Below are 14651 nucleotides of genomic sequence, written 5' to 3' on the forward strand. Positions count from 1 at the left end.
AGTCCAGGCCGACACCCCACCCCGCCCCCGGCACCGGCCCCCACCCGCAGCCACCGAGCCCCGACACAATCCAGCCCCGCCGGCGCTTGAGGCGACCGACGGCCACCCCCGCCCCCGCACCCGTCAGCGAGCCCTGAAGTGGGCCCGGATCAGGGACTCCGCCACCCCGAGCTCACCCGCGGACAGCGCAGCCACCACCGCCACATGCTCCCCCGCATCCGCGACGAGCTCCGCCCGCCGGACCCGCCGCGGCCCCGGCAGGGGCCACTGGGAGCGCCGGTGGAGGTCCTCCGCCACGAGGAGGAGCTGCGTGTTGCCGGCCAGCCCGAGCACCGCACGGTGGAACGCCCGGTCCGCGTCGGCGTACCGCGCCGCATCACCCGCGGCCGCCGCCGCCTCCGCCTCGGCCGCCGCGGGCACCACCACGGCCCAGCCCCCGGCCGGCACCGTACGGGCCAGCCGCAGCATCACCGGGACTTCGAGCAGCGCCCTGACCTCGGCCAGTTCCGCCATCTCCGCCGGAGTCCGGGTCAGGACCCGGAAGCCCCGGTTCGGGAGGCATTCGACGACCCCCTCCAGCGCCAGCTGCTGCATCGCCTCGCGCACGGGCGTCGCGGAGACCCCGAACCGCTCCCCCAGGGCCGGGCCCGAGTAGATCTCCCCCGGCTCCAGCTCCCCCGCGAGCAGCGCCGCGCGCAGCGCGTCGAGAACCTGCCCGCGCACGGAATGCCGTACGACTTTGCGGCCAGGCTCACGGCCCGGGTCGCGGCCCGGCTCACGGCCCGGGGCACGGCCCGGCTCACGGTCCTGCTGTTGCGGCACCCGGGCTCGGGCCGTATCGCGCACTCGGTCCTCCACGGGTTTCGACCTGCCCCCGAAGAATAGCCCGCCTTCCCACACCCCACGAAGATCAGGTAAGGTAAGGCTTACCTGTTAACGATCGCATGATTCGGTGGTTCGCCATGACCGTCATGACCGTGGCGCCCACCCAGGGCCACGCACACCCCCCACGCACGCCCGCCACACCCGCCCCGGCCGGCTCCCCGGTGGCGGACGCGTACGCACGGCTGACCGCCGCCTACGCCGGGCTGCGCGTCACCGAGCTCGCCCCGCACGAACCCTCCCCTCGCGGTGTGGGGTGGGTCGGAGCGGACGAGCTCGCGGCGGGCGGCGAGGCCCTGGACACGTTCCTCGCGTGGGACGAGGCGCAGATGCTCCGCGACTACGGGCGCCCGGGTCGGCCCGACGTGGTGGCGGGGTTCGGGCTGCACCGGTACGCGTGGATGGCCTGTCTGCTGGTCACGGTCCCGTGGTTCCTGGACCGGCGCGTGCCCCTCCTCCCCCCGCAGGACGTGTCCTTCGACCGGACGCACGGCCGGATGGCCGTCCGCGTCCACTCCTTCGCCTGCCTGCCGGACGATCCGGCGGCCGCGCTCCCCGGGGCCCGGGTCGTGCCCGACGAGGACGCGCTGCGCGCAGAGGTACGGGCTGCGGTGGCCCTGCACCTCGAACCGGTCATGGAGGGCTTCGGCCCGCGGATGCGGCGCGGGCGGCGCGCCCTGTGGGGCATGGTGACCGACGATGTGGTCGAGAGCCTCTGGTACGTGGGCAACCTGCTCGGCGAGGCCGAGGAGCAGCGGGCGATGCGCGAGCTGGACCGGCTCCTGCCGGGCTCGACCGCCCCGTACACGGGCGGGGCGGGCTTCCGCACCCTCGAAGCCCCGGACGGCCGGCAGTTCCCGACGCGTGACCGGGCGAGCTGCTGCTTCTTCTACACGATCCGCCCCGACGACACCTGCGTCACCTGCCCCCGCACCTGCGACGAGGACCGCGTGGCACGCCTGACGGCCGACAGCTGACCGGGACGGGACCGGGCGGTCCGGAATCCGGCCGACGCACGCCCGTACGCCCCGCCCGCCCGCCCACCACCTCAACCCACCCGTCCGACTGACGGAAATCGAACTCAACTCGACTCATGCGAGCGAGAGTTCGAACCGCAACACCCTATCCGGCGGGCTCCGCCCCCCGTTGGCGTCCACTTGCCCCGAAACCCGCGTGTACGGCTCACCGGCTGCGCCACTATGGCGCCCGGAAAGCCGCACCGGCCACAAGCCGAACAGCCGCATACGCGAGGCAAGGGACAACCGCATGAGACTGACCGACATATCGCTGGACTGGCTGCTGCCCGGCAGCCTGCTGATCCTGGGCGTACTTGCGGCAGTGGCGGTGCTGGCCCGGGGCAAGCGCGAAGGCGAGAAGGCCGGGGCGGCCGAGGACAGCTGGGAGCGCAGCGAGGAGCGGCGGCGGCGCAAGGAAGCCGTCTACGGCACCGCCTCGTACGTCCTGCTCTTCTGCTGCGCGGCGGTGGCCGCGGCGCTCTCCTTCCACGGGCTGGTCGGCTTCGGCCGGCAGAACCTCAACCTCTCCGGGGGCTGGGAGTACCTGGTCCCCTTCGGGCTCGACGGCGCCGCCATGTTCTGTTCGGTGCTCGCCGTCCGCGAGGCCAGCCACGGCGACGCGGCCCTCGGTTCGCGCATGCTGGTCTGGCTGTTCGCGGGAGCCGCCGCCTGGTTCAACTGGGTGCACGCACCGCGCGGCCTCGGCCACGACGGGGCTCCGCAGTTCTTCTCCGGCATGTCGCTCTCGGCGGCCGTGCTCTTCGACCGCGCCCTGAAGCAGACCCGCCGGGCCGCACTGCGCGAACAGGGCCTGATTCCGCGGCCGTTGCCGCAGATCCGGATGGTCCGCTGGCTGCGGGCACCCCGGGAGACCTTCGGCGCGTGGTCGCTGATGCTGCTGGAGGGGGTCCGCACGCTCGACGAGGCCGTGGACGAGGTCCGCGAGGACAAGAAGGAGAAGGAGAACGACCGGCACCGCCGCCGGGAGCAGCACCGGCTGGACCGGGCGCACATCAAGGCGCTCGGGCGGCAGAACCGGGCGTTCGGGCGGATGGCCCGGGCCCGTCAGGTCGAGGTGCCGGGGCTGGCCCCCGGAGCGGGCTCCGCGCCGGTCGGCGCGGAGCCGGCCATAGCGGAAACGGGACAGCTGCCCCTGCGGCGCCGGCCCTCCCTGCAGGCCGTGAGCGGAACCGACCCCGCTGACACCGGGCACCCGGCCAACCCGGCCCATGGCGCCGGCACCGCCGCCGGCCCCCGGACGGTGGACCTCACCGCCGAGGACGACACGCAGACGCTCCCCCGGCTCGACTCCCTGGAGCGCAAACTGAAGGATCTGGAGCAGCAGTTCGGCTGACGGGCCGACGGGTTCCGGCCCGTCCGCTTTCCGGCTCGCGGGGTCCGCCCGGTCACTCAGGCGGGCCCCGCCTCCTTCGCTCCGTCGAGCTCGAACCACACCACCTTGCCGCCGCCCAGCGCCAGTCCGAGTGCGTCCACGCCCCAGGCGTCGGCGAGCGACTGCACCAGCACCAGCCCCCTGCCGTGCGTACCGTCGTCGGCGGACGGTACGTGCGGCCGGGGCCGGCGGGCGGCGTAGTCGCGGACCTCCACGCGCAGCCGGTCGGCTGCCAGCGTCGCGGAGACCTCGGCGCCCTGATCGGTGTGGACGAGGGCGTTGGTGACCAGTTCGGTGATCAGCAGCTCGGCCACCTCGGCGGCCTCCGCCCGGCACCGGTGGCGCAGCAACTCCCGTAAGTCCTTGCGGACTTCTCCCACGGCCTTCAGGTCCGCCCGGCGCACGCTGCGGGTGATCCCCGAGGCGTGCACCGCCGCCCCGTCCTCGGCCGACGGTTCGCGCGGCACCGGCCGCCCCCTGCGCCACAGCTTCCCGGCCTTCGCCCCCACCCGCACGGCGATGTACCTCCCGTTTGCCCGCTGCCCCGACGGCCCGTCGGTCGAACAGGCCTACGGGATGCATGCCCTCCGGGGGAATCCGCACGCATCCGGGCTCAAGGGCGGGGCACGTTACGGAGGTTGGATCGCGCCATCTGGATCATCCGGCCCACCCCTCCGTCCAGCACGATCTTGCTGGCCGAAAGTGCGAATCCGGTCACCATCTCGGCGCTGATCTTCGGCGGAATCGACAGGGCGTTGGGGTCAGTGACCACGTCCACCAGAGCCGGTCCCTTGTGCTTGAAAGCGTCCCTCAAAGCGGCTGTGAGCTGCTTGGGCTTCTCCACCCGGACCCCGTACGCGCCCGCCGCGCGGGCGATCGCCGCGAAGTCGGGGTTCTTATTCGTGGTTCCGTACGAAGGAAGGCCGGAAACCAGCATCTCCAACTCGACCATCCCGAGGGATGAGTTGTTGAAGAGGACCACTTTGACGGGGAGGTCGTACTGCACCAGGGTGAGGAAATCTCCCATCAGCATGGAGAAACCGCCGTCGCCCGACATCGACACCACTTGACGTCCGCGATCGGTGAACTGTGCGCCGATGGCCTGCGGAAGGGCGTTGGCCATGGAGCCGTGGCTGAAGGATCCGATGATGCGGCGCTTTCCGTTCGGGGAAAGATAGCGCGCGGCCCACACGTTGCACATGCCTGTATCGACGGTGAACACGGCGTCCTCGTCGGCCAGTTCGTCGAGGACGGCGGCCACGTACTCGGGATGGATGGGCGTGCGCTTCTCCACCTTGCGCGTGTACGCCTTCACCACTCCCTCCAGCGCGTCCGCGTGCTTCTTCAGCATCCGGTCGAGGAAGCGGCGGTCCGTCTTGGCCTTCACCCGGGTGTTCAGCGCGCGCAGGGTCTCCCGTACGTCGCCCCAGACCGCGAGGTCCAGCTTGGTGCGGCGGCCGAGGTGTTCGGGCCGGATGTCCACCTGGACGATCTTGACGTTGTCCTTGGCGTCGTCGGGGAGGAAGGCGTTGTAGGGGAAGTCCGTGCCGAGCAGGATCAGCAGATCGCATTCGTGGGTGGCCTCGTAGGCCGCGCCGTAGCCGAGCAGCCCGCTCATGCCGACGTCGTAGGGATTGTCGTACTGGATCCACTCCTTGCCGCGCAGGGCGTGGCCGATGGGCGCCTTGACGCGGCCGGCGAACTCCATGACCTCGGCGTGCGCGCCGGCGGTGCCGCTGCCGCAGAACAGGGTGACCCGGTCGGCCTCGTCGACGAGCCGGACCAGTTTCTCGATCTCCCCGTCGCCGGGCCGTACGGTCGGCCGCGCGGTCACGAGCGCCTGCTCGACGCTCTGCTCCGGCGCGGGCTGGGAGGCGATGTCCCCGGGCAGCGACACCACGCCGACGCCGCCGCGGCCGATGGCGTGCTGGATGGCGCTCTGCAGGACCCGGGGCATCTGCCGGGGGTTGGAGATCAGCTCGCTGTAGTGGCTGCACTCGGTGAAGAGCCGGTCCGGGTGGGTCTCCTGGAAGTAGCCGAGGCCGATCTCGGAGGAGGGGATGTGGGAGGCGAGCGCGAGGACCGGAGCCATGGAGCGGTGGGCGTCGTAGAGCCCGTTGATCAGGTGGAGGTTGCCGGGCCCGCAGGAGCCCGCGCAGGCGGCGAGGGACCCGGTGATCTGGGCCTCGGCGCCGGCCGCGAAGGCGGCGGTCTCCTCGTGGCGCACCTGGATCCAGTCGATGCCGCCGGTGCGGCGGATCGCGTCGACGACGGGGTTGAGACTGTCCCCGACGACTCCGTACATCCGGCGCACGCCGGCGCGCTTGAGGATGTCGATGAACTGCTCCGCCACGTTCTGCTTGGCCATGGAGGGGGCGCCCTTCCCTTGTCCGGTCCGGCTCTGCCCTGCCGGGTGCGCCTCCCATCCACGCACGGTCCGCCGGGTTACGCCTCCCAGACCGCGGCGGCCGTCCGGTCGTCGGCGTATCCCTTGAGGCGGAGCTGGGTGTCCGCGAGGAAGGCGGCGAGGCCCGGCGGGGGTGCGTCGGCCCAGCGGGCGGCCAGCTCGGCGGAGAGCGGCCGCTCCTCACGCATCGGGTCGGCGAGGCCGCCGGAGCACAGGAGCAGGGTGTCGCCGGGCCGGGCCACGGAGGCCCGGAACCGGAACCGGAGCCCGGCGGCCGCGGGGGCCGCTGCGGGGGCCTTCGCAGCCTCCGGGTTCTCCGGGGCCTCCGGGGCCTCCAGATCCCGCCACTGTCCCTCGCGGAGCCGGAACAGCCCGCCCGCGCCCGCGCCGAAGCAGATCCGGGTGCGGCAGCCGGGGTCGACCGGCAGCAGCAGCCCGCGCAGCCCGGCCGTGTAGCCCTCCTCCGGGAGCCCGAGCTCGGCGGCGCGGGCGCGCAGCTGCCCGTAGCCGCGGTCGGTGAGCCGCTGGAGCCCCGAGCGCAGGGCCTCGCGGCGGCCGTCGCGGATGTCCTGCGACAGCCGCTCCTGGCTCCGCCCGACGGCACCCGCGACGGACCGGCACACCTCGGCGGCGGCCTCGGCGGCCCCGGGCGCGGCCCGGTCCCCGCCGGCGAGCACGACCAGGACCAGCGCGTCGGGCCCGGTGCCGAAGCGGGCGGTGAGCAGGAAGTCCCGCCGCGCCTCCCCCCGGAACCGGGCGGAGTCCCCGCGCACGGAGGCCGCACGCAGCGTGTAGCCGCCGTACTGGGCCCCCTCCAGCACGGTGTCGGCCGTCAGCGAGGCGAGCCCGGCGGGGTCGGCAGCGGGCAACGCGATGGGCTCGGCGGCGTAGGTGGGCGCCCGGTCCCCCAAATACCCCACAACGGGCCGCGACCCCCCGAGCCCGCCCTCGGGCCCGCCCTGGAATCCACCCCCTGACACGGATTCCGAACGGCCCTCCCACCCAGCACCGGGGCGGCCCTCCTGCCCGGATCCCGAACGGCCCTCCCCGCCGGGTCCGGACCGGTCCTCCTGCCCTTCCGTACGATCCGACCCGCCGGGCCCTGCCCCGAGCCCGGCATCGGGAGCGGCCCCCCAGCCCACCCCGGACCCGGGATGCGACCCCAGGGCGAAGCCCGTTGCAGGCCCCTGCCCGAAGCCCGAACCGGACCGGGGATCCAAACCGGAGCGGGGGCCGCCGCCCAGGCCAGAAGCAGAGCCGCCCCGGGAATCCGCCCCGGCATCGGCACCGGAAGCCGTGCCGGAGCCGATGCCGCTGTCGGAGGCAGAGCCCGGCCCCAGACCGGAGCGGGTGCCGGAGCCCATGCCGGAGCGAGCGACACGGCCAGGGCCGGAGTCAAACCGGGGACCCACGCCGGAGCCCGGCTCCGTGCCGGAGCCGAAGCCTGAGGCTGAGTCTGCGCCGGGGCCCGAGCCGGTACCGGAGCCTGTGCCCACGCCCGAGCCGGTACCGGAGCCTGAGCCCACGCCGGAGTCCGGGCCCGCGCCGGCACCAGGGCCGGAGCCAAGGCCAGGGCCCGTGCTGACCCCGGATTGGCTGCTGCCGTCATGGTCGGAGCCGATGCCGCTGTCGGAGCCGAGGCCGGGGCTAGAGCCCGAACCCGGGCCCGGGACCGTACCGGTTCCGGTGCCAGTCCCAGAACCGAGGCCCGTGCCGGACGCGGAACCAAGGCCCGAGTCGATGCCGGAGCCAAGGCCGGCGCCGGAACGGGGGCTGGTTCCGGAGCCATGGCCTGCGCCGGATTGGCGGCTGCCGTCAAGGCCAGAGCCGATGCCGCTGTCGGAGCCGAGGCCGGGGCTAGAGCCCGAACCCGGGCCCGGGACCCTACCGGTTCCGGTGCCAGTTCCAAAACCAAGGCCCGTGCCGGACGCGGAACCAAGGCCCGGGTCGACGCCTGAGGTGACGCCGGAGCCAAGGCCGGGGTCGACGCCCGAGGTGACGCCGGAGCCAAGGCCGGGGTCGACGCCGGAGCCAAGGCCGGGGCCCGAACGGGGGCTGGTTCCGGAGCCATGGCCTGCGCCGGATTGGCGGCTGCCGTCATGGCCAGAGCCGATGCCACTGTCGGAGCCGAGGCCGGGGCTAGAGCCCGAACCCGGGCCCGGGACCCTACCGGTTCCGGTGCCAGTTCCAGAACCGAGGCCGGTGCCGGACGTGGAACCAAGGCCGGGGTCGATGCCTGAGGCGACGCCGGAGCCAAGGCCGGGGCCCGAACGGGGGCTGGTTCCGGAGCCATGGCCTGCGCCGACGGTAGTACCGGGGCCAGTGCCGGTTACGGGGCCAGTGCCTCGACCGGGGTCGGAGGCGGTGCCGGTTACCGGGCCAGTACCTCGACCGGGGTCGGAGGTGCGACCGAGGTCGGAGCCGGAGCCGAAAGCGGCGCCGGTATCAAGGCCGGAGTCGGCCCCTGCCGGGGACGGGTCCGGATCGGCTGCGGAAGGGGAGTCCAGGCTCGGGGGTGGGTTGGTGCCCGGCATCGTCCACGGACCCCGACCGGCATCCGCACCCTGTGCCGGTGTCGGCCCCGGTCCCCGTGTGGGATTCGGTACCGCATCCGCACCCGGTCCCCGTCCCCCTCCCGGTGTCGTATCCGTACCCGCACCCGGTCCCGGCACCTGCACCTGCACCTGGCCGGACACGGCCGCGCCCCAAAGTCCGGTTTCGGCATGTGGGCCGTCGGGGGCGTGCGCGGGGCCCGCCGGGTCCGGCTCCGGGGGTGCAGCCGCCGGGGGCGCTTCGTCCCTCGGGCCCCAGCTCCAGTCGGACGGTTCCCCGGGCTCGGCGGGCAGCGCGGGCGGGACGGAGACGCTCCCGAGGGCGTACCAGGTCTGGCCGCCCTCCCGCGGATCCCTCGGCGGCGGCAGCATCGGGCCGCCGTACGCGTCCTCCGCCGCCGGCCAGGTGGCTGGCGCCGCCGGCTCCGCTTCCGCTTCCGGCCGGGGAGCAGGCTCGGCCGCCTCCACAGCCGCCGCGGGCACTGGACCGGGAGCAGCCGCATCGGGCTCCCATTCCGCGGCCACGGAAGGCCCCGCATCCACCCCGGCCACCGCCCCGCGTACCTCCGCCTCCGGCGCGGGTACCCTTCCGAGCAGCGGCCCGGGGTCGGCCGCAGGAAGCTCCGGTTCCACCTGGGGCACTGGCCCGGGAACAGCGGCCAAGGGATGCTCCGGACCCGCCCCGCGCAGGTCCGTCTCCGCCGCCGGCACCGGCCCGGGAGCGGCCACAGGAGGCTGCGGTCCAGCCTCGGCAACGGCCCCGGAAGCAGCAGCCACGGAACGCTCCAGGCCCGCCCCGCGCGCCTCCGCCGCAGGCAGCGGCCCGGCCGCGGCCGCAGGGGGCTGCGGGCCCGCCTCGGCAACGGTCCCCGAAGCGGCACGCTCCGGACCCACCCCGGCCACCGCCCCGCGCGGCTCCGCCTCCTCCTCCACGGGTAGCGCCGGGGCAGCCCCCCGAGCAACGGCCGCTGAAGGCCCCGGCTCCGCCTCGGGCCGCCGCTCCGGGTCCGGGCCCTGGTCCGGGTCCGGGCCCTGGTCCGGGTCCGGGCCCTGGTCCGGGTCCGGGCCCTGGTCCGGCGGTGGGACCTGGTCCGGGTCCGGGCCCTGGTCCGGCGGTGGGACCTGGTCCGGCGGTGGGGTCGGGTCCGTTCGGGGGCCCGGGAGTGGGGTCGGGGCGGTCAGGACCGCTGCCGAGCGGAAGCGGTGATCCAGGGTGTCCCTGGGATCGGGTTCGGGGCCCCCGTCGGGGTCCTCGTAGAGCTTCTGCCACCAGTCATCCGCGCCCGCGTCCCGCTGACTCATGGCCCTCATTGTCGGGCTCCGGCGCAACCGAAATCCGGCGAACGCAGGAAAAAGGGGGGCCCATCGGACCGCCGTCCGATGGACCCCCCTGCTCTCCGTCGTACGACTCAGCGAATGTCGTACGCCCGCGCGACCGTCTGGGTGACGGTGGCGCCGTTCTTGTCGGTCAGCTCGACCTTGAGCATGACCTGCTTGCCCGCCGCTCCGGCGTGGTCCACGGTCGCGGTCCACTGCCCGCCGCGCTCGCTCACCTTCGCCTCGGTCCAGCTGCCGCCCTCGTCGTAGGAGTACGACAGCTTCGCCGACGTGAGCGCGCCGGGCGCGTAGCCCGCGTGCCCGCTGACCGAGAGGCCGATCTTCTGGCCGTTGGCAGCGGCCAGCGTCTTCAGCCCGTCCAGCGGGGCGGAGATGCGCGGGAAGATGACCGGCAGCGGCTGCGAGTACTGCGCCGCGTCCAGCTTCGAGCGGAAGGTCCAGGTGGTCTGGATCCCCGACGAGCGCTGCCAGGTGCGGGTGGGCTGGCCGAACTTCTCCAGGTACTGGGTCAGTTCGTACGTGGCCTCCCGGGCCGGGACCTCGAAGGCCCCGAACGGGTAGCCGGTGTCGCCCAGCGACTCCCCGTCGACCTTGAGCGAGACGTTGCCGAGGTCGCCGAAGCCGCCCTGCTGCGCGTAGTGCCCGGTGTCGCCCCACATGGCGGAGGCGAAGCCGATCATGTTGCCCTGGCGCTCGGCGGCCAGCTGCTCCTTGCCCGCGGTGTCGCGGGGCGCCACCGGGCCGATGACCCCGTCGTACCAGTTCTCGGCGCGCTTCGAGCCCGCCTTGTACGTGCGGTGCTGGTCCGTCATGAACTCGCCCCACGGGAAGCTGCTGGAGACCATGTGGTCCCAGGCGGTGTCCCCGGCGGTGTAGTACTCGGTGCGCTTGCCCGGTACCGCGACGGTGTCGATGGAGCCGAAGTACACGGCGTTGCCGAGCGGCCGGTAGGCGCCGGTCACGTCGATGTAGTCGGCGGCCACGCCCATCGACTGGTAGGCCGATTCGACGGCGCCCAGGTCACGGTCGCGCACCCGGTAGGTGCGGTCCCCGTGGACCTGTCCCTTCTCGATCTGGGCCAGGTTGTAGACGTACGGGCTCTTCGCGCTGCCCTTCCAGCTCAGCGTGACCTTGCCCTGCGCGAGCTTGGCCGCCAGTGCCTTGCCCTCGGCGGATTCGACGGTCAGCAGCGGGAGGGAGCCTCCCGCGTAGCCGGTGAAGGCCTGCCAGCGGCCGGGGGCGTCGCGGTGGACGAGGACGGCCTTGGCTCCGGCCGCCTTCGCGTTGTTGGCGATCTCGTAGACCGAGCCCTCGTCCGCCGTCTTGACCAGCACGATCGCGTTCTTGGCGGCGACGGCCGCGAGTTCCTCGGGCGTGCCCGCGCCCGCGTCGACCAGCGGGGCGCTGCCCGTGCCGTCGAGGTTGTCGCTGCCGGTGGAGGCGGTGATCGGGTGCAGCACGGGGCGGCCGTTCGCCTTCAGCTCGGAGAGCAGCGGGGCGGCCGCCCTCCAGTAGCTGCCGAACTCGAAGTCGCCCTCCCCGGCCCTGCCGTCCACCGAGGCGTAGTAGCCGCGGATGGTGCGGCCGCCCATGGCGGTGCCCGCGTGGAGCCAGGCGTCGCCCCAGGAGCGGGAGAAGGAGAGGGTGGTGGAGCGCGCCTCGCTGGGCTTGTCGGTGGCGATGCCCAGCCTGGCCGCCTTGCGGGCGTCCAGCACGATCACCGTGTCCTTCTTGATCTCCGTCTGCGGACGGCCGAGGTAGGTGAGCGAGTCGTACATCCGGTCGTCGCCCTCGCCCGCGTCGGGGGTGCCGACGAAGGCGGAGAGGAAGTACGAGCCCGGGCGCACCCGGTAGACCTGGTCGGCGGAGCCCTCGTTGAAGCGGCGCTCACCGGTGGCGTCGTCGGTGCCGATGACGTCCAGGGAGGACGGGCCGGCGGCGGGCTTGCCCGCGCGGTCGACGAGCTTGACGCGCAGCGTGACCGTCTGCGGCTCCACGTACAGGGAGAAGGGGGTGGAGACGTGCACGCCGTTCGCCGTGGCGACGACCCGGCCGGTGACGTCCCCGTACTGGGAACGCTCCAGCCTCGCGGCGGGGTCCAGGGCGAGCGGCACCGTGACGGTGGCGCCGGCCGGGACGGTCACGGTGCGCCGGTCGAGCCGCGCGACCTGGCTGCGGACGGCGGAGCCGTCGTTGCCGGTGACCTTCTCCACGGAGAGGTTCAGCGTGACGGGCTTCTTCCCCGTGTTGGTGTACGGGACGTCGACGGAGGTGCGGTCGCTGCGGTCCTGCGGCCAGTTGAAGGTGCCGCCCTGGAGCGCGGGGGCGCCGGTGACGGTGGTGTCGATGGCGGCCTTGACGTCGAGCCGGCCACCGCCGGTCTCCCGTACGTCACCGGGGATCCCAGTGTTGGCGGAGCCGACGAGCGCGGCCTTGATCTGCTGCGCGGTCCAGTCGGGGTGGCGCTGCTTGACGATGGCGGCGGCGCCCGCGACGTGCGGGGTGGCCATCGAGGTGCCGGACATGGACTGGTACGCGTACACCCCGCGGCCGCCCATGTTGGCGGCGGAGATCCCGACGCCGGGGGCGGCGATCTCGGGCTTGAGGGTGTGGTTCAGGCCGGCCGGGCCCCGGCTGGAGAAGGAGGCCGTCGTGTCGTCGCGGTCGACCGCGCCGACGGTCAGCACGCTGGGCGCGCAACCCGGCGAGGAGACGGTGTTGTTGCCGGGGCCGGCGTTGCCGGCGGCGATGACGAAGAGGGTGCCGCTGCTCTGGGCCAGCGCCTCGGTGGCCGCGGCCATCGGGTCGTCGCAGGAGAGCTGGGAGGGGTCGCCCAGGCTCATGGAGACCACGTCGGCCTTGCTGTCGACGGCCCACTGCATGCCCGCGATGATCCACGAGTCCAGGCCGTAACCGGAGTCGTTGAGGACCTTGCCGCTGAGCAGCTCGGCGCCGGGAGCGACACCCTTCTTCGCGCCGCCGCTCGCGGCGCCGGAGCCGCCGACGGTGGAGATGGTGTGGGTGCCGTGGCCCTGGCGGTCCTCGGCGGTGTCGGAGTCGGTGAAGTTCTTGGCCTCGGTGACCCGGCCCTTGAGGTCGGGGTGTTCGAGGTCGGTGCCGGTGTCGAGGACGGCGACCTTGGTGCCCTTGCCGTCGAATCCGGCGGCCCACGCCTGCGGGGCGTTGACCTGCTTGGTGGAACGCTCCAGGTTCGCCTGGACCTTGCCGTCCAGCCAGAGCTTCTTCAGCGGGGCGGAGGCGGCAGACCGGGCGTGCGGGTTGATGTTCGCGCCCGTGACGTCGGCCCAGAAGTCGGCGGCCTTCGCCTTGTCGGCGGCGAGGGCGACACCGCCGATGGAGCCGAGGACCAGCGACCGCTCGGCGCCGCGCGGAACGGGCGGGGCGCTGCGCGCCAGGCTCGCGGAGCGCTCGTAGACCGCGATGAGCGGGAGCTTCTTGGCGTGCGCGTCGTCGTAGCCCTGCCGGATCAGGCCGGTGACGTTGAAGAGCTCCTCGTCCACCGTGCCCGCGGCGAGGGCCTTGACCGCGCTCTCCGGGTAGACGTAGAGGTCCTTGCCCGCCTGGCGGGTCTGCACGATGGGCTGCGAGCCGTCCTGGCGGGGCATCGCGGTGGCGGCCGTACGGCCCTGCGCGTCGGTGGACACCAGGACGCGGTCACCGGTGACCAGGGTCACCGTGACGGGGCCGGTGGGCTGCTTCGCGGCCTCCTGGCTCCCGGTGAGGGCCTTCTTCGCCGTGCCGGACCCTGCTCCGGACGCTCCGTCGCTCGGCTGCGCCGTGGACGGGCCCACGGCCGTGACGGCCAGGACGGCCGCGATGGCCGCTCCCAGTGCCGTACGCGATATCGGGCGCATCGCTCTCCCCAGATGAATTCCGGCCAACTACTGCATTGCACGGCGAAATCGCCGCGTAAATGGCTTCTGGCCAGCGGATGTTGGTGCTGCGGTGGCGCCACCTTGGCAGAGGGGCGCCGGGTGCGGCGATGATGTCGGCGGCGGGTTTGCGCCGTGGCCGCTTCCCGCCAGGAACGGTTCCGAGAGGGTTGGGTGGACGAGTTGCTGGGTGCGATAGGCCTCGACGAAGGACAGGAGTCCGCTTACCGCGTGCTGGTCGCGCTGGGGGCGGCGGAGATACCGGACCTCGCGCACCGGCTGACCCTGCCGGTGCAGCAGACCGAACGGACCCTGCGCCACCTGGAGCGCCACGGACTCGCCGCCCAGTCCTCCGCCCGGCCCGGCCGGTGGGTGGCGGCCCCGCCCGGGGTGGCCCTGGGCGCCCTGCTCACCCAGCAGCGGCACGAGCTGGAGCAGGCGGAGCTGGCGGCGGCCCTGCTGGCGGAGGAGTACCGGGCGGAGGCCGCCGAGCCGGCCGTGCACGACCTGGTGGAGGTGGTGACGGGAGCGAGCGCGGTGGCCCACCGCTTCCACCAGCTCCAGCTCGGCGCGGTGGAGGAGGTGCTCGCGCTGGTCAGCGGCCGGCCGCAGGTGGTGACGGGGACGGACAACGAGGCGGAGGACCGGGCGGCCGTCCGGGGGGTCTCCTACCGGGTGGTCATCGAACGGGAGGTGCTCACCCAGCCGAGCGGGATCCGCGAGGCCTCCTCGGCGCTGGCGCGCGGCGAGCACATCCGGGTCTCGGCGGCCGTGCCGACCAAACTCGTCATCGCGGACCGGACGCTCGCGATGGTCCCGCTGACGGCGCGCGGCGCGGAGCCGGCGGCGCTGGTGGTGCACGCGTCGGGGCTGCTGGAGTCCCTGATGGGCCTCTTCGAGGCGGTCTGGCGCGAGTCGCTCCCGCTGCGGCTGGGCGTCACCGGGTCGCCGGAGGAGACCGGTGGCGGACCGGACACCACGGATCTGGAGATCCTCACCCTGCTGCTGGCGGGGATGACGGACGCGAGCGTGGCGAAGCACCTGGAGCTGGGCCTGCGGACGGTGCAGCGGCGGGTGAAGGGCCTGATGGAACTGTCGGGGGTCACGACCCGGCTCCAGCTCGGCTGGCACGCGTACGAACGGGGCTGGGTGGCCCGGTAGCCGCAGGTC

The 14651-nt window shown here is 73.7% G+C and carries 8 protein-coding genes; 3 read left to right on the top strand and 5 right to left on the bottom strand.

Annotation, left to right across the window (positions count from 1 at the left end; all coding sequences use genetic code 11):
- Positions 1-123 precede the first annotated feature (123 nt).
- Entirely contained in the window at positions 124-858 is a 735-nt protein-coding gene (locus ACWCP2_RS34950) for a GntR family transcriptional regulator (protein WP_450912587.1), read from the bottom strand.
- A 113-nt stretch (positions 859-971) separates the two neighbouring features.
- Here ACWCP2_RS34950 and ACWCP2_RS34955 point away from each other — a divergent pair, with 113 nt between their 5' ends.
- Both ACWCP2_RS34955 and ACWCP2_RS34960 read left to right on the top strand, forming a co-directional pair.
- The gene (locus tag ACWCP2_RS34955; protein WP_450912605.1) at positions 972-1859 is read left to right on the top strand and encodes a (2Fe-2S)-binding protein; all 888 of its coding nucleotides are present in this window, start codon (positions 972-974) and stop codon (positions 1857-1859) included.
- Between the two features lie 289 nt (positions 1860-2148).
- The gene (locus ACWCP2_RS34960; RefSeq protein ID WP_450912588.1) at positions 2149-3252 is read left to right on the top strand and encodes a DUF2637 domain-containing protein; all 1104 of its coding nucleotides are present in this window, start codon (positions 2149-2151) and stop codon (positions 3250-3252) included.
- A gap of 56 nt (positions 3253-3308) precedes the next feature.
- On the opposite strand, the gene ACWCP2_RS34965 is transcribed toward ACWCP2_RS34960, so the two are convergent.
- The 4 genes from ACWCP2_RS34965 to ACWCP2_RS34980 all read right to left on the bottom strand — a co-directional run bounded on the left by ACWCP2_RS34965 (position 3309) and on the right by ACWCP2_RS34980 (position 13463).
- Positions 3309-3695 carry an ATP-binding protein gene (locus ACWCP2_RS34965; RefSeq protein ID WP_450912606.1) on the bottom strand — a complete coding sequence of 129 codons (387 nt, stop codon included), beginning with the start codon at positions 3693-3695 and terminating at the stop codon, positions 3309-3311.
- A 209-nt stretch (positions 3696-3904) separates the two neighbouring features.
- Positions 3905-5659, bottom strand: coding sequence for a pyruvate dehydrogenase (locus ACWCP2_RS34970; RefSeq protein ID WP_450912589.1), 1755 nt, complete (start codon positions 5657-5659; stop codon positions 3905-3907).
- A gap of 77 nt (positions 5660-5736) precedes the next feature.
- Entirely contained in the window at positions 5737-6618 is an 882-nt protein-coding gene (locus ACWCP2_RS34975) for a protein phosphatase 2C domain-containing protein (protein WP_450912590.1), read from the bottom strand.
- A 3041-nt stretch (positions 6619-9659) separates the two neighbouring features.
- The gene (locus ACWCP2_RS34980; protein WP_450912591.1) at positions 9660-13463 is read right to left on the bottom strand and encodes a S8 family peptidase; all 3804 of its coding nucleotides are present in this window, start codon (positions 13461-13463) and stop codon (positions 9660-9662) included.
- Positions 13464-13664: 201 nt separating this feature from the next.
- Between ACWCP2_RS34980 and ACWCP2_RS34985 the strand changes: the two genes are divergently transcribed.
- Positions 13665-14642 carry a helix-turn-helix domain-containing protein gene (locus tag ACWCP2_RS34985; RefSeq protein WP_450912607.1) on the top strand — a complete coding sequence of 326 codons (978 nt, stop codon included), beginning with the start codon at positions 13665-13667 and terminating at the stop codon, positions 14640-14642.
- Positions 14643-14651: the final 9 nt, after the last annotated feature.

The organism is Streptomyces sp. NPDC002104, assembly GCF_053593795.1.